This window comes from Rhizobium sp. R634 (genome assembly GCF_002211305.1).
Lineage (GTDB): Bacteria > Pseudomonadota > Alphaproteobacteria > Rhizobiales > Rhizobiaceae > Rhizobium.
In genome coordinates, this window is record NZ_LOKW01000001.1 from 498,636 (window position 1) to 519,978 (window position 21,343).

Sequence of the window (21,343 nt, forward strand, 5' to 3'; positions counted from 1 at the left end):
GGAAGGGCAGTCATATGCGTAGTTCCATGAGTTCACTGCTGGGCACTGTGGTCAGGATCATCGCCGATGTTGCGGCGGGTGCTGCCTGTGCCGGCGTCCTGATCGTCGTCCTTCTGCAGGTCATCGGCCGGTTGACGGGGCATCCGCTTCCCTGGACCGAGGAGGCCACTCGCTTTCTTTTTATCTGGATGGTCTTTCTCGGCCTAGCGGCAGGTTTCCGAACGGTGGAAAGCGCCCGCGTCGTTGTCTTCCTCGTCATGGGCCGGCGGCTGTTCCAGCATCTGGCGGTACCGATCTATGTCGGGTCATCGGTTTTCTTCTTCGGGCTGATGGGCTGGACCGGGTTCACGCTCATGCGCCAGCAGATCATGATGAACGAAACGGCCGCGACCCTGCCCATTCCCATGTGGCTCATTGGTATGGTCATGCCGGTCTCGGCAGTCATTGCAATATTGGCGATCATCGATTCACTGCACAGCCGTCGCGATCTGATTGCCCTTCCCGAACTCGGACTTCCGGCGGGCGAGATTGCCCATGCCGATGTGTCCATCACATCAGGACATTGACCATGTCTGTCTTTCTTCTCGTCGCCTTTTTCGGGCTCAGCATGCTCGGCATTCCGCTGGCGGTTGCCTTGGCGCTGGCCAGCGTCGCCACCTTGTGGCTCTTCACCTCCATGCCGCTTGATCTGTTGTCACAGACCATGTTCTCGTCGATGAATTCGTTTCTGCTGGTTGCGGTGCCTTTGTTCATTCTGGTTGGCACTGTAATGGAGCGCGGGCGAGTGGCCGAGCGCATCTTCGATTTCGCTGAAGCCATCGTCGGCTGGCTGCCGGGCGGCCTGGGCCATGTCAACGTGATTTCGTCGGTGATCTTCTCCGGCGTATCCGGCTCCTCCGTTGCCGATATTGCTTCGGTCGGTGCCATCGAGATCAAGGCCATGGAGCGCCACGGCTTTCCGAAGGGTTATGCGGTCGGGATGACGCTCTGTACCGCGACACTGTCGTCGATCATCCCGCCATCGATCCTCGTCGTCATTGCAGGCTCGATCGCGAATGTTTCCATCGGGACGTTGCTGGTAGCCGGTCTGGTGCCGGGTCTCTTCATCGCCTTCGCATTCATGGTTTTCAACCACTTCTATTCCGTCTACTACGGTTACAATCCTCCCTCGCCGTTCAACCTGCGCATGGTTGTCGTCACCGGTCTTCGCGCCATCCTGCCGATGCTGACGCCTCTGATCCTGATCATCGGGATCGCTAGCGGCCTGTTCACGCCGACCGAAGCCGCCGCGATCGCTGTCGTGTATGTCGGCATACTCGGGGTCTTGGTCTACCGCACGCTTCCGGTTCGCGAATTGCCGGAAATCCTGATCTCAACCGCGCGTATTTCCGGAACGATACTATTCATCGCAGCGACGTCCCAGATTGCCGCCTGGGTGTTCACCTATGACGGCTTGCCGGAAAAGGTTGCCGACCTGCTGCAGGCGATGCACCTCGGTCCGTTGACGGGCATGCTGGTCATCTTCGTCTTCTTGCTGATCATCGGCATCTTCATGGAAGCCATACCGGCCATGTTCATCCTCATTCCGGTGTTGATGCCGCCGGTAGAGGCGCTCGGCATCGATCCCATCCACTTTTTGATCGTCACCGTCATGACGCTGACACTCGGTCTCGTGACGCCACCGGTCGGCGTCTGCTTGTTTGCCGCAGCACAGGTGGCCAATATGAGGGTCGAGGACGTCATACGTGGTTCGCTTGCGCCGATGGCGGTGCTCACATTGGCTATCTTCGCCCTGGTGCTCTTTCCCATCCTGACACTCGGTCCGATCCGCCTGTTGGGGATGTATTGAGCATGGCAGGGCAGCAAGTCTCCTTCATCCGGAGTGGCCAGTATCCAAGGTTTATCGTCGTCATGGGTGTCGCGGGAACCGGCAAATCAGAGATAGGTCGGCGTCTCGCCGGCCTTCTCGACTGCGCGTTCATCGAAGCGGATGAATTGCATTCGCCCGCAAACGTCGAGCGAATGCGCAACGGCCATCCCCTGACGGATGAACTGCGTATGCCTTGGCTAAACAGCGTATGTGATAGCGCATTGGCGATCGACGCATCACCTGTGGTCGTCGCCTGCTCGGTCTTGAAGCGCAGCTATCGGGAGTTATTGCGAGAACGGTTACGGGGGGTCCGTTTCCTGTTCTTACATGGCTCCCGTGAGTTGATCTCAGCGCGTCTGCGAGCAAGGAAGGGGCACTTCGCCACCGGTTCATTGCTGGAGAGTCAGCTTGCCACATTGGAGGTACCTGCCGGCGACGAAGAGGCAATCTGGCTCGAAATTGCGCTGCCGCCAGATTTGCTTGCGCAGAGGGCGGTGGCCGAACTGCTTGATCCAGCTCACTCAACGTGACAGGGATCCCGACGGATAGGTCGTCTGCCAAGTCTCCCTTTCCAGTCGGAGCCAATCGAGAAATATACGCACCTTTTTCTGCCGAAGGTGATCACGCGGACAAACGATCCATTGTGTCGTGATCCTAACGATTGGTGGGGAAACCACTGGACAGACGAGACGCCCGTTTTCAATTTCGTCACCCATCATCAGCGTGCTTTCGAGGGCGATGCCCATGCCCCGGACCGCAGCGTCAATGGCCATGTGACTTCGGTCGAACAGGATGCGGCGCCAACGTTCTTTAGGGGCGATTCCGGCTAGCGGAAACCAGCCATTCCACTGCGCTTGCGATTTTGCGGAATGTATCAGGCGATGATCAAGCAGGTCCTGAGGCCTCATGCTGCCAGCCGGCGCATAGTCTGGAGAGCAGACCGGATAGAACTGCTCGTCTGCGACACCCTCGACGAATAGGCCTGGCCAGCGGCCGTCCCCATGCCGAATCTCGATATCGACGGCTTCCTGGTTGAAGTCTGTCGGTTCGTTGGTGCCATCGAGGCGAAGCTCGAGGTCGGGATGCTTGTCGAGGAGGGTGCTCAGCCGCGGCAGCAACCATTTGTTGGACAGGGTAGGGGTAGCGCGCACTGTCAATGTCGTAACGGATCTGAATCCTCGGATCGTGCCCGTGGCGTCTTCGATACGCTCGATCTGATCGGCGATCATCGAGAAATATCGCTCACCTGCCTCCGTCAACACGATCCCTCGGCCTGCTTTCGCCAGAAGCGTGACGCCGAGTTGGCCTTCCAGCAATTGAATCTGTTGGCTGACGGCGGATGGTGTCACGCGCAGCTCTTCTGCGGCGCGCGAAATACTTCCTGCACGTGCGGCTGCGTGGAAAACCAGGATCGACTTGATGGGGAGCTGCATGCTTGTCCTGAACTCTCTTGGCCGAGCTAATCTATTGCACGTGGTTCTAAAACGAAACTCTTCTGTTGCGTTTGGTCCCGCCCCGTGAAGGCGCCAACTAATGCGAAAATGCATTGCTGCGATGCAAGCTCTAGGCTGCAACTCTCAGACTGCTTCATCTATGAGGTCTTTCAGAGTTTCTAACAGAGAGCGATCCAATTACCCGCGAATCAAACCATGCACGTTGGCATGTCGGCCAGAAGATTTGGGACGCACTCGTCTGCGCACGGACGCGTGAGGCTAAACGTATGCTGGCGCAGACTGGCAAGCGTATCGAGCGCTGAGCTTCAATAATTATCTAGGTTCTACGTGGCCTTTATGTGCAATCGACGAATAAGCTGCAGACAGCTCGAAGGCCGCCCCCAACGCTAGAGCGCCAAAAAAATGGGCGGTCGTCAAACGCTTTAGTAGATTTGCAGCCCACGCTGTGGTTCGATTCCTTTCAAGGCGAAATATTCTGCAGAGGCCTTCTCTACAGAGTCTTCCCGGGCGGCTGTCCGTCAGGAGGATCTGTCTACCGTCGAGAAGGAACGGTTCGAATAACGGGGGCGGCGAGACAGGCCGGCCATCACGGAGAGGGCACCCGATAGGGTTAGCGTGGTAGGTATTGTAGAATATGCGGATGTACGCATAATTTCCGCGGCTGTCGCTGCCAGGCAGGAACGATCGATGGCTCGGGGGATCTCATGGAAACAATCGTCGGGGACGCCCATGCCGGCGTCGTGTCGCCCGAACTCGTGGTCGATGCACTATTTGCGTGCCGAAAGACGGCGGCGATCCGGGCGGCCATCGAGCTCGATCTCTTTACGCATATCGGCGAAGGCAAAACGGCGGCCCTGCTGGCGTCGGCAATAGGCGCCTCGGAGCGCGGGGTGCGCATCCTGTGCGACTATCTCGTGGTCCATGGTTTCCTGACAAAGGAGGGCGGACGGTACCGAATGACGCCTGCGACCGGGATGTTCCTCGATCGCAATTCGCCGGCCTACATGGGCTCCGCGATCGAATTCGTCGCCGCACCCGAAATACTGGACAATTTTCTGCGCGATCCGGCCGCGGTCGTGCGGAACGGCGGTTCGGCCGGGCTTGCGAATATGTCGGCGGACAATCCCGTTTGGCTGAAATTTGCGGGCGGCATGGGCTCCTTCACCGGGCTCAGCGCCAGATTGCTGGCTGACGAAATCTCCGGCTGGGCGTTATCTCCCAAGAAGGTTCTGGATATCGCCTCGGGTCCCGGCGTTTTCGGGATCGAAATCGCGAAGGCCTTCCCATCGGCGGAGATCGTTGCTGTCGACTGGGCCGCAGTATTGGAGCTGTCGCGGCAGAACGCGGATAAAGCCGGTGTGGCTCATCGGTATCGGACCATCGCCGGCAGTGCCTTCGACGTCGATTGGGGCACGGACTATGATCTCGTCCTGCTCCCGAATTTCCTGCACCATTTCGACTTGCCGACATGCGCCGGGCTGTTGCGAAAGATCAATGCGAGCCTTGCAAAGGATGGCCGGATCGTTGCGGTCGATTTCGTGCCGAACGAAGATGGCGTGTCACCGCCTTTTCCCGCGGCGTTCTCCTGGGAGATGCTCGCCAGCACGCCGGCTGGCCAAGCCTATACGCAGAGCGAGCTGACCGAGATGGCCAGACTGGCGGGCCTTGCGGGCGTCATGGTCAAGCCGATGCCGCCAACGCCGGCAAGCATCATTCTCTTTGAATAGCTATCAGATCACGTCGCGGGGCGCGCGGTCGTCGGGAAGGCCGAGGAAGAGAGGCGAGGCGGTCATACCCTGTTGTTCCGATGAGGCGCGGGCCTACGCCCTACCATACATCCGGCTCGCCCGCAGCAGACGTTGCGAATAGGGATGTTCGACCGCGCCTCTTCGCAAGGCCTCGATATCGACCTCTTCGACGATCTCGCCCGCTTCCATGATCGCGACGCGGCTGCACATGTGGGAGACGACGGCGAGATCGTGGCTGACGAGGAGATAGGTGAGGCCGCGCTCCTTGCGCAGGTCCTGCAACAGGTTGAGGATTTCGGCCTGGACCGAGACATCGAGCGCCGATGTCGGCTCGTCGAGGAGCAGGATATCGGGGTTCAGCATCAGGGCGCGGGCGATCGCCACGCGCTGCCGCTGCCCGCCGGAGAGCTGGTGCGGAAACCGGTAGCTGAGCGCCGGGTCGAGGCCGACCGATCGCAGCACCGCGTTCACATCGACGGAATTCCTGTCCAGTCCCTGGTTGCGCAGCGGCTCCTGCAGCTGCGAGCGGATGGTCTTGCGCGGATGCAGCGAACCATAAGGGTCCTGAAACACCATCTGCACCCGCCGATAGAACGGCCGGCTGCGCTGCCGCTCCAGCGCCTCGCCGTTGAGAGCGATCCGGCCATCATAATTGGCGTTGAGGCCGGAAAGCGCCCGGAGAACCGTGGACTTGCCGCAGCCGGATTCGCCGACGAGACCGAAGGCCGTGCCGCTCTCGATGGCGAGGTTTACGTCTTTGACGACAGGCCGCTGACCGTGTCCGAAGCGGATGGTGAGATTGTCGATCCGGATCATCGCGGCGTCTCCGTTGTCAGGTCATTCAGCCAGGCCGGATCGCGCTTGAGGATCGGCAGTCGGGCGGGCGGATCCTCGATCGTCGGCAGCGAGGCCAGCAGCCCTTGCGTATAGGGGTGTTTGGCCTTGTCGAGATCGCGCGCCTCCAGCACTTCCACGACGCGGCCGGCATACATGATGAGGACGCGGTCGCAGAAATTGCGGATCAGGTTGAGGTCGTGGCTGATGAAAATCAAGCCGAGATTGCGGCGGGAAACGAGTTCATCGAGCAGCGCCAGGATCTCGAGCCTGACCGTCACGTCGAGCGCCGAGGTCGGCTCGTCGGCGATCAGCACCTCCGGTTCGGCGATCAGCATCATGGCGATCATCACGCGCTGGCCCATCCCGCCGGATATTTCATGCGGATAGAGGCGGGCGACGCGCTCGGGATCGCGTATCTGGACGGCTTCTAGCATGTCGAGCGCCTGGGCGTAGGTTTTTTTCGCGCTCACCTTGGGATGATGGAAGCGGTAGGTCTCGGCAATCTGTTCGCCGATCCGCATGACAGGATTGAGCGAATATTTCGGGTCCTGCAGGATCAGCCCGATCCGCCGCCCGCGGATCGTCATCATCGTCCGCTCATTCGCCTTGAGGAGATCCAGGTCGTGAAAGCGCATGCGCTCGGCGCTGACCTGTGCTGTCGGCGGCAGCAATTTCATGATCGCCCGGCCGACGGTGGATTTGCCCGATCCGGATTCGCCGACGATGCCGAGCTTTTCCTGGCCGAGCGTAAAGCTCACGCCGCGCACTGCGCGCATGTGGCCGCCGCCATAGGCGATTTCGAGATTGCGGATATCGATCAGGGGCTCTGTCATTCCGAACCTCTCGGGTCGAGCACGTCGCGCAGCGCATCGCCGACGAGATTGAAGGCGAGGCTGACGAGCGCGATGGCGATGCCGGGCGCGGCGATCACCCAGGGGCTGTCGAGCATGAATTCGCGGCCGCTGGCGGCCATCGAACCCCATTCCGGCCATGGCGGCTGTGCGCCGAGGCCGAGAAAGCCGAGGCCCGCGGCGGTGATGATGATGCCGGCCATGTTGAGCGTGACGCGCACGATCACCGAGGGAATGCACATTGGCAGGATGTGGCGGGTGATGATGGCGATCGATGTTGCGCCTTGCAGGCGTACGGCGGCGATATAATCCGCCTTGCGCAGGCTGAGCGTCTCGGCGCGTGCGAGGCGCGCGATCGGCGGCCAGGCCGTCAGCGAAATGGCGATGATCGCATTGGTGATGCCGGGGCCGAGAGCGGCGGCAAAGCCGAGCGCCAGCACCAGCCCGGGAAAGGAGAGGAAGATATCGGTGATGCGCATCAGGATTTCGTCGACGATGCCGCCGAAATAGCCGGAGAAGGTGCCGATCAGCAGGCCGAGCGGCGCGACGATGATCGTGACCAGCATGATGATGTAGAGCGTCGTGCGGGCGCCGTAGATCACCCGCGCAAAGACGTCGCGGCCGAAATTGTCGGTGCCGAGCCAATGCTCCGCCGAAGGCGGCGCAAGCCGTCCTGCCATGTCCTGACCGATCGGATCGTAACTCGTGAGCAGGGGAGCGGCGGTTGCTACGACGATCAGCAGCACGATGATGACGAGGCCGGCGAGGCCGAGCGGGTGCAGGCTGAACTTTAGCCAGCCCTGGTGGATCTGCTGCGCCGACGACTGGAACCAGCCCTGAGGCTCGGGCGCGTGCAGCCAGTTGCGAAAGCCGCCGGCATGGGTGGTGTCTGCGTCTTCGGTGGAGATCGTCATGGCGTCACCGTGTTCTCGGATCGAGGATGCGATAGAGGACGTCGGACAGGATATTGATCGTCAAGAAGACGGCGCCGATCGTCAGCACCGAGCCCATCACGACGTTCATGTCGTTCATCTGCAGCCCGCGGGTGAGGTATTGGCCGAGCCCCGGCCAGCCGAAAACCGTTTCGATCAACACCGCGCCTTCGAGCAAACCGCCGAAGGTCAGCGCCAGGATCGTCAGCAGCTGCACGCGGATATTGCGGAAGGCATGGCGCCAGACGACCTTGCGGGTGCCGAGCCCCTTTGCCCGGGCGGTGATAATATATTCCTGGCTCAACTGTTCCAGCATGAAGCTTCGCGACATGCGGCTGATATAGGCGACCGAGTAATAACCGAGGATTGCCGCCGGCAGGATGATGTGGCCGAGCGCATTGTGGAAAACGTCCCATTGGCCCTCGATTGCCGCATCGATCAAGAGAAAACCGGTCATGGGCGTGACGAGGCCTTCGTAGAAGACGTCGACCCGGCCCGATGCGCCGACGAGCTTCAGCTTGGCGTAGAAGATGAAAAGCGCCATCAGGCCGGTCCAGAAGATCGGGATGGAATGGCCGGCAAGGGCGACGATGCGGGCGATGTGGTCGATGATCGTCCCGCGCCGGACCGCAGCGGTGATGCCCAAGGGAATGCCGACGATCGCTCCGATGATCATGGCGATGATGGCAAGCTCGATGGTCGCCGGAAAGATCGTCATCAGATCGGTCAGGATCGGCTGGCCTGTCGTCGCCGACATGCCGAGATCGCCGGTGGCGATCTTGCCGACATAGGAGAGGAACTGCATCCAGATCGGCTGCCCGAGGCCGAGCTCGTTATAGACGCGGTCGTAAACCTCCTTGCTGACTTCCGCCCCGGTGATAGCAAGCACCGGGTCGGCAGGCAGCAGGCGGCCCATCGAGAAGGTCAGGAAGAGCAGGCCGAGCAGCGTCGTCACGACGGCCACCACGCGTCCCGCCAGCCGCCGCAGCAGGCTCAGCAGAGGGTGCGGGGCCGCCTCGGCGAACCCACTCCCTCCCGGCTGGCGGCCTTCGCGCTTCGATGTCAGATCGGCATTCGCCACGCGCGCTACTCCTTGGTCACATCGTGCCAGCGCGTCGACCATGTCGTGTGCCCGTGATAATTCTTCACGTTGGCGCGCATGACATAGGGGTCGGTTCGCTGGAAGAAGATGACGAGCGGCGAAGCCATGCCGGCATAGATGCCGTCCATCTTCTTGAAGATGTCGGTGCGCTTTTCCGTGTCGCGCTCCCGCATCGACTGGTCGATGAGTGTGTTGAGCTCGTCCACCTTCATGCCCGTCCGCCAGAGATAATAGCTGCCGAGGCGTGCCTCGTCGCTATTGTCGGGGTTGAAGGCATATTGCGTCGCGACAGCGAAGGGATCGGGCAGGCGGGCGCCGGAATTGCCGAGCAGCACCTCGAATTTGCGCTCGCGGAAGGCGGGCGTGAACTCGCCGGGCACGAGATCGAGATCGAAACCGGCGGCGCGCGCACTTGCCTGCAGCGCTTCCGCGAAGGGCAGGGTTGGGGCTCCCGAGGGATTGAGCACCTTCTTCAGGCCGTTGGGATATCCGGCCTCCGCCAGCAGCTGCTTGGCCTTGGCGGGGTCGTAGTCATAGCGCACGGCTGCCTCTTCGGGCGCGCCGATCATCCCGCGCGGAATCATCGACTGCCAGGGAAAGCCGGTGTAGCGCATGATGTTGCCGGAGATCGCCTTCCAGTCGAAGGCATGCTGGAAGGCCTCGCGAACCTTCGGCTTCTGCAGATCGGGATCCTTCTGGTTGAGGGCGATATAGTAGAAGCCGAGACCCGGAACGTTTTCGATTACCACGTCCTTGTTGGTAGCGAGCGCATCGAGATCGCCGCTTGCCACATACTGACCAACGTCGACGTCGCCTGCTTCGAGCTGGAGCCGAAGATTGCCGGATTCCGGGATGTGGCGGGCGACGACGCGGGCCATGGCCGGCTTGCCGCCCCAATATTTCGGCTGCGCATTGAAGATCGCCACATCGTTCGGACGCCATTGCGCCAGGCTGAACGGACCGCTGCCGGCGGAATTGGCCGAAAGCCAGGCGCCGCCGAAATCGCCGTTCGCCTCATGCGACAGCACCGTTTTCTTGTCGACGATGCCGATCGAAGAGCCGGCCAGCGAATAGAGGACGAGGTCGGTGTTGACGGCCTGCGGCAGCTCGATCTCCAGCGTGTGTTCGTCCTTGGCGCGAACGAGCTTCTCGACGTTGTCTGAAGTAAAGCCCCAGAGCGCGACATCGGTGGAGCCGACCTGGCCCATCTTGATGACGCGCTGGATCGACCAGGCCGCATCCTCGGCTGTCACTTTGTTGCCGCTCTGAAAGACCGCATCGTCGCGCAGGGTCAGCGTGATGACCTTGCCGTCAGGGGAGACGCTCCATTGCGTCGCCAGCATCGGCTTCAACGTCTTCAGATCGTCCGGCGACAGTTGCACGAGGTTGTCGTAGAGGTTGGAGATCAGCTCGGAGACCGTGCGGGCATTGTTCTGGGCCGGATCGAGCGTCCGGATACCGGTGAGATTCGTCCCGATCACCAGCATGTTGGGCGGCGATGCCGCCAGGCTCGGCTGCGCCGCCATCAGGGCGCCGGTAACTGCGATCGTCGTCAATAGCTGTTTCAGCATCTCAAGACCTCCCAATCTCGTGGCGCCATCCCGCGCCTGTTGCTTGAAGAAGAATGTTCGAATTCAGCCGGCAGCCTTCACGGCCTGCCGGTCCGGTTGTGTTTGAATGTCGCCCTCGGCCTCCCAGCCTCGAAGCAGGCGATGCAGCTCCTCGCGGTCCTGCTGATCGAGCTGCGGCAGTCCCGGCACGCGGACCGGTCCGACATCGAGGCCGGAATAGGTGACGGCTTCTTTCACGACCGTCACGTTCGCGCCGTTGCGGAATTTGGTTCGCATCCGCTCGAAGGGTTCGAGCTTGCCGACGATTGCTCTCGCCGCGGCGAAATCGCCCTTATCAAGCGAGTCGTGAACGGCGAGCGAAAGTTTCGGCGCCACGTTGACGAGGCCTGACGTGAAGCCGCGCGCGCCGGCTGCCGTGAAGGTCGGCGCCCAGCTTTCCGCCAGGCCGCAGACGAAGAGCGCGCCATTGGGATCGGCGGCGGGTATCGCGCGCGACAGCAGCATCAGATCTGTTGTGGCGAATTTGATGCCGGCAATATTGCCGTGATTGGCGAGGCGGACGATCTCCGCGACGCTGAAACCCTCGGCCCTGACATAGGCGACGAGCGGCAGGGCGGACGCATCGGCGAGATTGCAGAAATAATCGATCTGGGCCGAAGGTGCCGCGAAAGGATCGACGGGCTGATGCGACATGACGGCCGATGCACCCATCGCGGCAGCATCCCTGGCCATGCCGATCGCTTCGCGCAGCGACCGGCCGACCGCCGCCGTCACCGGCGCTTGCCCATCGACGCCTGCGACCGCCGCTTCGTGGACGATCCGGATCTCCTGCGGCGTCAGCGCGTAGAATTCCCCGGTATTGCCGGCTGCGACGATGTTGTGAATGCCCGCCGCAGCCACCCGCGCATAAACCTTCGCGGTAATCCGGGGTTCGACTTCGCCCCCGCCGTCATAAGCCGTGACAGGTACGCCCGATACCCCCGTAAGCGCCTTGCGCATGTTCGCGATGCTCATTTTTCTACCCCGCTCGCTTTCCATCAAGATGACTGTTTGCCGAAGCGGAAGGGTGGCAATCCCTCCGCATCCACGTCGAAGGCGATGACCGTGCCCGCCTCGAAACGACCGGTCCGGTCGGTCGACAGGCTCGTGACGTAGAGGGTGCTGAAATCGGGCCCTCCGAAACACGGCATGGTCGGTGCTGCGACCGGCAGAATGTAAATTTCGACGATCTCGCCTTCGGGCGATATTCTGTTGAGGCGACCGGCGGAAACGCCGGCGCTCCAGTAAAACCCGTCGCGATCGGTCGTCGAGCCGTCCGGCCGGCCCTGTTCTTCGGTGAAGCTGCGAAGGCGGCGCCCTTCGCCGAGTTCTCCCGTCCCGGGATCGAAATCGAAAGCCTGCAGAAAACATTGCCGGCTGTCGGAGTGATACATGCGCCGGCCATCCGGCGACCAGGCAAGGCCGTTGGAACTCGTCAGTCCCGTCGCGACGGTCCGCATGCTGCCATCGGCACCGACACGGAAGAGCGCCCCATCGTTCACCTGCGGTTTGGCCTCGCTGATCGAGCCGACCCACAAACGCCCGTCCGGGCCGACCTTGCCGTCGTTGAGGCGGCCGATCATCTCGCGCCCGGTTGGATCGCAGAGAAATTCCAGATGGCGAGTAACCGGGTCAAAGATGTGAACGCCGGTCTGGAGGCCGACGACGATCCTGCCGTCGCGGCAAAGCCCAAGGCAGCCGACCGCCGCCGGCATGTCGAAGCGCTCGGCCTTGCCATCCGCCGCGATCCGGACGATCGCCGGCGCCAGGATGTCGACGAGCCAGAGCGCGCCGGTCTCTTCGTCCCACACCGGCGATTCACCGACCGTCAGCGGCTGCTGCAGCACAGAACGGATCTTCGGTTCGATGATGCGGGGCGCCGTCACGATACGGTCTCCAGCTCTTTGACGAGACCCTCGGCATCGCGCATGCGGATGTTGCCGTCGTGATTGAATTCGCAGAAGCCGCCGCCCTGGAAGGCGCGGGCGACCCGTCCTTCCGCGCCGCCCTCGATGCGGGCGTGATCGCGCGGCCGGTCCTGCGGCTGGTAGCCGAGCCGCTTCGCCAGATCGTTGTCCCACCATTTTTCGTCCGTATCGGACACGCCGTAGATCACAGTCGCGGCGATCGAGGGATGGGTGAGTCCGATCTGCACCAGCTGCGCGAGATCCCGGGCGCTGATCCAGATCGCGATCGAGCGTTCGCTGTTGGGATAGGTGCCGGCATTGCCGATGCGGATGGAAAGCGAGCGGATGCCCGAAGTGTCGTAGTAGAGCCCCGCCACCAGCTCGCCCCAGCATTTGGACAATCCGTAGGGACTGTCCGGCCGCATGGGATCGAGCGGCGATATGACTTCGCCGCGCGGATAAAAGCCCGTCGCGTGGTTGCTCGAGGCATAAACCATCCGCCCGACCCTGTTGATCCGGGCGGCCTCGTAGAGATTGTAGGTCCCGAGCACATTGGCCTGCAGAATGGCGTTCATGTCGATGCCGCTCGCGATGCCGGCGAGATGAACGACGCCGTCGACCTCTCTGAGGGCCGCCGTTGCCTCGTCCAGCTTCGAAAGATCGGCGCGCACGAAATCTTCGTTTTCAGCGAGCTCGGCGGGCTCATGAATATCGATCAGACGCAAGTGCTCCACATGCTGGCGAAGGAACGGGCGAAGCAGCGTCCCGACGCGTCCGGCAGCACCCGTCACAGCAACCCGTCTCATCGTTTTTCCTTCCGTCATCGCTCAAACCCCCTGGAACATGCGGGCGCGCGCATTCAGTATGTGTTTCTTCATCGCATCGTGGGCTTCGGTTTCCCGCCGCGCGAAGATCGCCTCCACGATCACCGCGTGCTCGTCCTGGACGCTGCGGATCTGCTCCGGCGTGCGCTTCAAGCTGAGGCTTCGCGTTACCGAATGGCCGATGGCGAAGTGCGGCTGGAACCATTCGCGCACGGTGATGTGAAACTGATTCCCGGTCGCCATCGCGATCGCATCGTGCAGCGCTTGGTCCTCCTCGGCGCCGAGCTCGCCGTTCCCCAGACATTGCTCGATCGCAACCAGGGCTGCCGTGATCCGTTCCTTGTCGGCCGGCTGCCAGTTGCGTGCGGCAAGCTCCGCGGCCTCGGCCTCGAGCCCGGCCCGGAATTCAAAGAAGCGCTGCACGTCGGCGAGCGATCCCACCGGAACCATCTTCAGCATCGACGAATCCGGCCGCTGCCGGACATAGGAACCGGATCCCTTGCGCGAGACGATGAGGCCGTCGGTTCTGAGCCGCTCCAGGGCCTCGCGCACGACGGGCCGCGAGGCGCCGAAATCGGTGGCGAGCTTCGTCTCCGACGGCAGCCGCTCGTTTACCGGAAATTTGCCGTCCGCGATCATCCCTACGATCTTCTCGTAGATGATGTCGCTGAAGCGCGTTGCGCCTCTGGTGGGAACGGCGTCGACTGCGAATGTCATTATCGTCCTTTTCTCTCCCGCCACGCGGCAAATTCAGCCGTCGCCTTTCCGGCCGGCGAGCAGAAGCCAAATATGCCTGCCCGATCATGCGCCGAGATGGCGCCGCGCCGCCGCGGCCACGCTGTGGCTGCTGGACAGCATCTGACAGATCAGCCGTTTTTTCTCCCCCAAGGCTATCTTCCCAACGGCTTGGGCGCCCCGTTTGATGCTGCATCGCTATCGAATCTGTAATTATCTGTCAACTCTTGTAATCATCTGGGAACGTGTCTATGGTTTCCTCCCAGCGCCGAGGAGGGCGCAAAACGGCAGGCCGGGAGCCTGCCGTGCCAAGCGGGACAAGCCTGTTCCGGCATAAAAGGGGAGGAATCGATGCCCAATGAAATTCTGTCTCGCGGTGTCACCCGCCGCGCCGTTCTCGGTGGCATGGCCGGCGCTGCGGCACTGTCCATCGCCGGGCGCGCTTTTGCGGCGGGCGGCGAGGCGCCTGCGCTGGCGCAGCTCGTCAAGGACGGCAAGCTGCCGCCGCTTGCCGAGCGCCTGCCGAAGAAGCCGATGGTCGTGACGCCGTTCGAAAAGGTCGGCACTTATGGCGGTACGCTGCGCCGCGGCTTGCGCGGTTCATCCGACCATAACGGCATCCTGCGCATGGTCGGCAACCAGAGCCTCGTGCGCTGGAATCTGGAATTTACCGCAGTGGAGCCGAACCTCGCGGAGCGCTGGGAGGTCAGCGACGACGCGACGCAATTCACCTTCCATCTGATCGAAGGCGTGCGCTGGTCCGACGGCCATCCCTTCACGGCCGACGACGTGGTTTTTGCCATCGAGGACTGTGTCAAGAACACCGAGCTTTACAGCGCCACGCCGGCGCAGCTTTCCGTCGCCGGCAAGGCGGTCAATGTCGAGAAGATCGACGACTATACGGTGAAATTCACCTTTGCCGCGGCCAACGCGCTCTACCTGGAAAACCTCGCCACGCCGCTCGGCCAGCATCCGACGCTCTTCCCCAAGCATTATTGCAGCCAGTTCCTGCCGAAATATAACCCGAACATCGAGGCCGATGCCAAGAAGGCAGGCGTCACCAGCTGGACGGAACTCTTCCGCAGCCGCTGCGGCGATATCGAGATCCCGACCAGATGGGGCAATGTCGACAAGCCGACGCTTGATCCCTGGGTCGTCAAGGAACCCTATGTCGGCGGTGCGACGCGCGTCGTCATGACCCGCAACCCTTATTTCTGGCAGGTCGATACGTCAGGCAACCAGCTTCCCTATATCGATGAGGTCAATTTCGGCATTTCGCAGGATGTGGAATCGCTGATGCTGAACGTCATCTCCGGGAAGATCGACATCCAGGAGCGCCATATCAGCGTGCTCGCCAACAAGCCGACGCTCTCCCAGAACATGCAGAAGGGCGATTACCGCTTGCTGACGCTCGTTCCCTCGGCCGCGCAGCAGTGCCAGATCTATTTCAACATCACCCACAAAGATCCTGCCATGCGCAAGATGTTTGCCGACAAGGCGTTCCGGCAGGCGCTTTCGATCGGCATCAATCGCCAGGAACTGATCGACATCGTCTATTTCGGCCAGAGCGAGCCTTACCAAGCCGGACCGCGTCCGACCCATCCCTGGTACCATGAGAAATATGCGCGCCAGTTCACCGAATATGATCCCGACAAGGCGGGCGCCATGCTTGACGAGGCCGGCTACAAGAAGGGCGGCGACGGCATGCGCGTTCGGCCGGACGGGCAGAAGGTGTTCTTCTCGATCGACGTCATCCCGACGCTCTATCCGGACCTCGTCGACGCGCTCGAACTGGTCAAGGCGCACTGGGCCCAGATCGGCGTCGACATGAAGGTCAACACGATCGAGCGTGCGCTCTATTATACCCGCGGCGACGACAACGCCCATGATGCGGCCGTCTGGCCGGGACCGGGCGGTCTCGACCCGATGCTCGATCCGCGCGACTTCTTCGCCTTCCATCCGCAGGGGTCGCGCTACGCCATTCCGTGGACGCTTTGGTATACGTCCAACGGCGCGCGCGGCGAAGAGCCGCCGGAAAGCCAGAAGAAGCGCATGAAGCTCTTCGACGAGGCGCGGTCTACGGCCGATCTCGACAAGCGCGGCGCGATCATGAAGCAAATCTTCGACATTGCGGCGGAGGAATTCGAGACCGTCGGGCTTTGCCTCGCCGTCGGCGGCTTCGGCATCATCCGCAACAATCTGCGCAACGTGCCCGAGAAGGAGCCGGACAGCTGGTCCTGGCCCAATCCCGGTCCCGCGCTGCCGCAACAATTCACCTTCACGAGCTGATGTCGATCTTCGAGCGCCGTACCTTCGGGCACGGCGCTTTCATTCAGGTTCGCCCTCCGAAACCTTGCCGGCCCTAAAGGCCGAAGGGGACGGAGGGCGGCGTCCACGTCGGGAGACGCCTCAATGCTGGTGTTCATCGCCAAACGCTTTTTATGGATGATTCCATCGCTTTTCGCCGTCAGCTTCCTGGCTTTCGTGCTGATCCAGCTGCCGCCGGGCGACTATGTCACGACCTATATCGCGACGCTCGCGGCATCCAATGAAATCGTCGACCAGAACACGGCCGCGCAACTGCGCGAGCGCTTCGGCCTCGATGATCCGATGCTCGTCCAATATTTCAAATGGATATGGGGAATCCTCTCGCGCGGCGATTTCGGCATCTCCTTCGAATGGCAGCAGCCGGTCTCGGATCTGATCTGGGAGCGGATGGCGCTGACGCTCGTTCTGGCGCTCTCGACATTGATCGCCACCTGGGCGATCGCGCTGCCGATCGGCGTCTTCTCCGCCGTGAAGAAATATTCGATCGGCGACTATTTCTTCACCGCCTTCACCTTCTTCGGCCTGTCCATCCCGTCTTTCCTGCTGGCGCTGGTGCTGATGTATGTGGCGGCGGTCGAGTTCGGCCAGGATGTCGGCGGGCTCTTCTCGCCGGAATATGAGACCGCCTCCTGGAGCATTGCCAAGATGCTCGATCTGCTGAGCCATCTCTGGCTTCCCGTCATCATTCTCGCCGTTTCTTCGACGGCAAGCCTCATCCGCGTCATGCGCGCCAACATGCTGGACGAGTTGCCGAAACCCTACGTGGTCACGGCACGGGCGAAGGGTCTCTCCGAATTCCGCCTGCTGATGAAATATCCTCTGATGATCGCGCTCAACCCGTTCATCTCGACGATCGCCTGGCTGCTGCCCAACCTGATTTCCGGTTCGGTCGTCGTCGCCATCGTCCTCAATCTGCCGACGGCAGCACCCCTCCTGCTACAGGCGCTGATGGCGCAGGACATGTATCTCGCCGGCGCCTTCGTGCTCCTGATCTGCGCGCTGACGCTGATCGGCTCCCTTATCAGCGACATTCTTCTGGCGCTGGTCGATCCCCGCATCCGCTTGGAATAGGAGGCTGATGTGGCCGACATCACCATTACAAACCTGCAGCCCGACCGCGCCGCCGTCGCGTCGCAATGGCAGCTCATCTGGTGGGCTTTCCGCCGGCACAAGCTGGCCATGGTGGCGCTCGTCGTCACCGTGATGATGTATATCGTCGCGCTGGTTCCCGGCTTTTTTGCCATAAACGATCCGAACCTGCAGAATGCGCGGGCGACTTTTCACCCGCCGCAGAGAGTGCATCTGATCGATACGACGAACGGCTTCTCCTTCGGCCTGCATTATTACCCGATGAAGCTGACCCGCGATCCGGAAACGCTCGCCGCCATCTTCAAGGAAGATACGACGAAGCGGATCGACGTGCAGCTCTTCGGGCGCGGCTACGAATATTCCGTGTTCGGCCTCTTCAACACGAACATCCACCTCCTCGCCTCGCCGGACAAGACCACGCCGCTGCTTCTCTTCGGAGCCGACCGGCTTGGGCGCGACGTCTTCAGCCGGACGGTGCAGGGTTCGCAAGTCTCCCTGTCCATCGGCCTTGTCGGCGTCTTCTTCTCGCTGATGCTCGGCATCGTGCTTGGCGGCATCTCGGGATACTACGGCGGCCGCATCGATTTCTTCATGCAGCGGCTGATCGATTTCGTCCTGGCGCTACCGACCATCCCGATCTGGCTGGCGATGGCGGCAGCGCTGCCGCAGGGTTGGCCGGCGACGCTGCAATATATGATGATCACCATTATCCTGTCGCTAACCGGCTGGGCGCAGCTCGCCCGCGTCGTGCGCGGCCGCTTCCTGTCGCTGCGCACCGAGGAGTTCGTCGCCGCCGCAAGGCTCGACGGCGTTCGCGAAAGACGCATCATTTTCCGCCATATGCTGCCGAGTTTCGCGAGCCACATCATCGCTTCGATCACCCTTGCGGTGCCGGCGATGATCCTCGCCGAAACCTCGCTCTCTTTCCTGGGGCTCGGGCTGCAGCCGCCGACGATCTCCTGGGGCGTGCTGCTGCGCGAGGCCCAGAACATCCGCTCGATCGCCACCGCACCCTGGCTCTTCATGCCGGGCTGCGCCGTCGTGGTCGCCGTCATGGCGCTCAACCTTCTCGGCGACGGCCTGCGCGATGCGGCCGACCCCTACAACAAATGAGGCCGGCATGACCGATATCATTCCCATTGCCGGCAGGCCGCTGCTCGAGGTGAAGAACCTCACGGTCGAATTCCGTCTGCGCACCGGCGTCTTCCGCGCCGTCCGCGATCTCTCCTTCTCGATCGAACCGGGCAAGACGCTCTGCGTCGTCGGTGAAAGCGGCTCCGGCAAGTCGGTGACGGCGCGCTCGATCCTGCAGATCGTCGATGCGCCCGGCCGCATTGCCGGCGGATCGATCGTCCTGAACGATCAGAAGGGCGTCTCGACCGATCTCACCAGCCTCAATCCGCGCGGCCGCCAGATCCGCGCGATCCGCGGCCGCGACATCGCCATGATCTTCCAGGAGCCGATGTCGTCGCTGTCGCCGATCCACACGGTCGGCAACCAGATCGTCGAGGCGCTTCGCCTTCACACCCGGATGAGCAAGGCGGAGGCGCGGGCGGAAGCCATGTCGCTGCTGAAGCAGGTGGAAATTCCCTCGCCGGAAAAGGCGCTGGATCGTTATGCCTTCCAATATTCCGGCGGCATGCGCCAGCGCGCGATGATCGCCATGGCGCTCGCTTGCAAACCGCAGCTCCTGATCGCCGACGAACCGACCACCGCCCTCGACGTCACGACCCAGGCCGAGATCCTTGACCTGATCGCCCGGCTGCAGAAGGCCAACGGCATGGCCGTGCTGTTCATCACCCATGATATGGGCGTGGTGGCGCAGATCGCCGACGACGTGCTGGTCATGCACAATGGCGTGGCGAAGGAATACGGACCGGTCGAGCAGATTTTCCACGCACCGCAGGACGACTACACCCGCATGCTGATCGGCTCGGTCCTGAAGCTGGAGCAAAAGGCTGAGATCCGCCTGGCGCGGCCGCCGCTCGACAGGACGAAGGCGCCGATCCTCGAGCTGCGCAACGTCTCGATGGATTTCGGCGAGGTGAAGGCTCTGAACGATGTCTCCATCTCGCTGCTGCCGGGCGAAACGCTTGGCATCGTCGGCGAGAGCGGTTCCGGCAAGACGACCATGGGCCGCTCGATCATGCGGCTGATCGATCCCTCCGCAGGCGAAATCCTCTATCGCAATGCCGGCGGCGACATCATCGATCTGGCGACGGCGAAAGGGCCTACGCTTGCGGCCGCACGCCGCGAATTGCGGATGGTGTTCCAGGATCCCTTCGGCTCGCTCAATCCGCGCATGACCGTCTCGCAGATCATCGGCGAACCGCTGCTGGTCAACGGTATCGCCAGGGGACGGGCGCTGGATGAGCGCGTCTGCCACCTCATGGATCAGGTCGGTCTCGATCCGCGGGCGCGCGAGCGCTATCCGCATGCCTTCTCCGGCGGCCAGCGCCAGCGCATCGGCATCGCCCGCGCCATCACGCTCGATCCGCGCGTCATCGTCGCCGACGAGGCGACCTCGGCGCTCGACGTCTCCGTGCGCTCGCAGGTGCTCGATCTTCTCATGCGCCTGCAGGACCAGCTCGGGCTCGCCTATATCTTCATCAGCCATGACATCGGCGTCATCCGCTACATGTGCGACCGCGTCGGCGTCATGTACAAGGGCCAACTCGTCGAAATCGGCGATGCGGAAAAGGTCTGCAGCACGCCCGAGCACGCCTATACGCAGGCCCTCCTTTCGGCGATCCCGCGCCCCGATCCGCGCGACCGGGATCATTCCAGGCGTTTCCGCTATGTCGAGCCGGAGAACCTGAAGAACGGGAGCTCTCAGAGATGAAGATCACCGGTATCAGAACATTTCTCATGCATGTCGGCCAGCCGGACCCTTCGAAATGGGCATCCGATCGACAGGCCGGCAGCGGCACCTCCAAGCCATTCGGCGGCACCAGGAACTGGCTCTTCTTGAAGATCGATACCGACGAGGGCATCACCGGCATCGGCGAATGCTCGGGCTGGCCGCGTGTCGTCGAGACGGCGATCCGCGATCTTGCGCCGCTGCTGATCGGCGAGGATCCCGCCCATATCGAGCGCCTCTGGCAGAAGATGCATATCGCCATGATGGGTCACGGCATGCTTGGCACGGTCGGAGGCGGCGCGATGACCGGCATCGACATGGCGCTCTGGGATATCAAGGGCAAGGCGCTCGGCGTGCCCGTCTGGATGCTGCTCGGCGGCAAGGTGCGCGACAGGATCCCGATCTATTCGCATGCGAATACGCCCGAGGGGGCGCTTGCTCTCAAGGAGCGCGGCATCAAGGCGATCAAATGCGGCGGTGTGGCCGATCCCGTCCGCAAGGTTGCCGCCCTGCGCGATGCCGTCGGCGACGACATGGATATCGCGATCGACCTGCACGGGCCGCCATGGCTGACACCCGCGGATGCCTGCCGGCTGGTGCGGGCGCTCGAGCCCTATGAGCTCATGTGGGTGGAAGATCCGATCGCGCCGGACAATCTCGAAGGCTACAAGCGCATCCGCGATGCAGCGCATCTGCCGCTTGCGGCCGGCGAGCGCTCGGCCACCATCTTCGGCGAGCGCGAACTGATCGAGAAAGAGCTGGTCGATGTGATGCAGCCGGATACCGGCCGGGCGGGCGGCATCACCCAGATGAAGAAGATCGCCGCCATGGCCGAGGCGCATCATATCCAGATGGCGCCGCATTCCGGCTCGCTCGGGCCGGTGGCGGAATATGCGGCGTTGCATCTGCTCGCCGCCATCCCGAATGCGCTCATTCTCGAACGGCTAGACGATGATTGGGAGGGCCGCCGCCAGACGATCGTGCCGCACCCGCAGCAGGTTGACGGCCTGATCGCAGTGCCTGACGCCCCGGGACTCGGCTGCGATATCGACGAAGAATTCGTCGCGCGCTTCCCGAGCGGCGGCAATGTCTCCGTGCCCGTGCCGCAGACAAGCGGCGCCTACAATCCCGGAACCTATGACCAGCACGTTTACGTGCAGACGCGCGTGGCGCGCCGCAACTATTTCAATCGCTAG

19 protein-coding genes are annotated in these 21,343 nt (G+C 62.3%); 9 read left to right on the plus strand and 10 right to left on the minus strand.

Annotated features, from left to right (window positions below; all coding sequences use genetic code 11):
- Positions 1–14: 14 nt before the first annotated feature.
- Genes ATY77_RS02150 through ATY77_RS02160 form a run of 3 tightly spaced genes read left to right on the plus strand, consistent with a single transcriptional unit; the run spans position 15 to position 2,400 of the window.
- Complete coding sequence (locus tag ATY77_RS02150; RefSeq protein ID WP_088685871.1) at positions 15–566, plus strand: TRAP transporter small permease; 552 nt, start codon at positions 15–17, stop codon at positions 564–566.
- 2 nt (positions 567–568) lie between these two features.
- Positions 569–1,849 (plus strand): TRAP transporter large permease, encoded by a 1,281-nt coding sequence (locus ATY77_RS02155; RefSeq protein ID WP_088685872.1) that lies wholly within the window; start codon positions 569–571, stop codon positions 1,847–1,849.
- Positions 1,850–1,851: 2 nt separating this feature from the next.
- On the plus strand, positions 1,852–2,400 hold the full coding sequence (locus tag ATY77_RS02160; protein WP_088685873.1) for a gluconokinase: 549 nt from the start codon (positions 1,852–1,854) through the stop codon (positions 2,398–2,400).
- Here the strand turns inward: ATY77_RS02160 and ATY77_RS02165 are convergent.
- Positions 2,392–3,303, minus strand: coding sequence for a LysR substrate-binding domain-containing protein (locus ATY77_RS02165; protein ID WP_088685874.1), 912 nt, complete (start codon positions 3,301–3,303; stop codon positions 2,392–2,394). The genes ATY77_RS02160 and ATY77_RS02165 overlap by 9 nt on opposite strands.
- Positions 3,304–4,028: 725 nt before the next feature.
- On the opposite strand from ATY77_RS02165, the gene ATY77_RS02170 reads away from it, so the two are divergent.
- A complete protein-coding gene (locus tag ATY77_RS02170) occupies positions 4,029–5,051 on the plus strand; it encodes a class I SAM-dependent methyltransferase (protein WP_088685875.1) in 1,023 nt (340 codons plus the stop codon).
- Between the two features lie 93 nt (positions 5,052–5,144).
- Here the strand turns inward: ATY77_RS02170 and ATY77_RS02175 are convergent, their stop codons facing one another.
- The 9 genes from ATY77_RS02175 to ATY77_RS02215 form a co-directional block, all read right to left on the minus strand.
- Entirely contained in the window at positions 5,145–5,888 is a 744-nt protein-coding gene (locus ATY77_RS02175) for an ABC transporter ATP-binding protein (RefSeq protein WP_088685876.1), read from the minus strand.
- Positions 5,885–6,742 carry an ABC transporter ATP-binding protein gene (locus ATY77_RS02180; RefSeq protein ID WP_088685877.1) on the minus strand — a complete coding sequence of 286 codons (858 nt, stop codon included), beginning with the start codon at positions 6,740–6,742 and terminating at the stop codon, positions 5,885–5,887. Before ATY77_RS02180 ends, ATY77_RS02175 begins: the two co-directional genes overlap by 4 nt.
- Entirely contained in the window at positions 6,739–7,674 is a 936-nt protein-coding gene (locus ATY77_RS02185) for an ABC transporter permease (RefSeq protein ID WP_088685878.1), read from the minus strand. The genes ATY77_RS02180 and ATY77_RS02185 overlap by 4 nt, the downstream gene beginning before the upstream one ends.
- Before the next feature lie 4 nt (positions 7,675–7,678).
- Entirely contained in the window at positions 7,679–8,773 is a 1,095-nt protein-coding gene (locus tag ATY77_RS02190) for an ABC transporter permease (RefSeq protein WP_088685879.1), read from the minus strand.
- A 5-nt stretch (positions 8,774–8,778) separates the two neighbouring features.
- Positions 8,779–10,365, minus strand: a complete 1,587-nt coding sequence (locus tag ATY77_RS02195; protein WP_088685880.1) for an ABC transporter substrate-binding protein — start codon at positions 10,363–10,365, stop codon at positions 8,779–8,781.
- A 63-nt stretch (positions 10,366–10,428) separates the two neighbouring features.
- Complete coding sequence (locus ATY77_RS02200; protein ID WP_088685881.1) at positions 10,429–11,379, minus strand: dihydrodipicolinate synthase family protein; 951 nt, start codon at positions 11,377–11,379, stop codon at positions 10,429–10,431.
- 23 nt (positions 11,380–11,402) lie between these two features.
- Complete coding sequence (locus ATY77_RS02205; RefSeq protein WP_088685882.1) at positions 11,403–12,290, minus strand: SMP-30/gluconolactonase/LRE family protein; 888 nt, start codon at positions 12,288–12,290, stop codon at positions 11,403–11,405.
- Positions 12,287–13,117 carry an NAD(P)-dependent oxidoreductase gene (locus ATY77_RS02210; RefSeq protein WP_088685883.1) on the minus strand — a complete coding sequence of 277 codons (831 nt, stop codon included), beginning with the start codon at positions 13,115–13,117 and terminating at the stop codon, positions 12,287–12,289. The genes ATY77_RS02205 and ATY77_RS02210 overlap by 4 nt, the downstream gene beginning before the upstream one ends.
- Before the next feature lie 21 nt (positions 13,118–13,138).
- Positions 13,139–13,852: a FadR/GntR family transcriptional regulator gene (locus ATY77_RS02215; RefSeq protein ID WP_088685884.1), complete on the minus strand. Its 714-nt coding sequence runs from the start codon at positions 13,850–13,852 to the stop codon at positions 13,139–13,141.
- A 369-nt stretch (positions 13,853–14,221) separates the two neighbouring features.
- On the opposite strand from ATY77_RS02215, the gene ATY77_RS02220 reads away from it, so the two are divergent.
- From ATY77_RS02220 to ATY77_RS02240, 5 genes are all read left to right on the plus strand, one after another.
- Complete coding sequence (locus tag ATY77_RS02220; RefSeq protein WP_088685885.1) at positions 14,222–16,159, plus strand: ABC transporter substrate-binding protein; 1,938 nt, start codon at positions 14,222–14,224, stop codon at positions 16,157–16,159.
- Positions 16,160–16,282: 123 nt separating this feature from the next.
- The gene (locus ATY77_RS02225) at positions 16,283–17,269 is read left to right on the plus strand and encodes an ABC transporter permease (RefSeq protein WP_088675792.1); all 987 of its coding nucleotides are present in this window, start codon (positions 16,283–16,285) and stop codon (positions 17,267–17,269) included.
- Between the two features lie 9 nt (positions 17,270–17,278).
- On the plus strand, positions 17,279–18,400 hold the full coding sequence (locus ATY77_RS02230) for an ABC transporter permease (protein WP_088685886.1): 1,122 nt from the start codon (positions 17,279–17,281) through the stop codon (positions 18,398–18,400).
- Between the two features lie 7 nt (positions 18,401–18,407).
- Entirely contained in the window at positions 18,408–20,129 is a 1,722-nt protein-coding gene (locus ATY77_RS02235; protein ID WP_088685887.1) for an ABC transporter ATP-binding protein, read from the plus strand.
- Positions 20,126–21,343 (plus strand): mandelate racemase/muconate lactonizing enzyme family protein, encoded by a 1,218-nt coding sequence (locus ATY77_RS02240; protein ID WP_088685888.1) that lies wholly within the window; start codon positions 20,126–20,128, stop codon positions 21,341–21,343. The genes ATY77_RS02235 and ATY77_RS02240 overlap by 4 nt, the downstream gene beginning before the upstream one ends.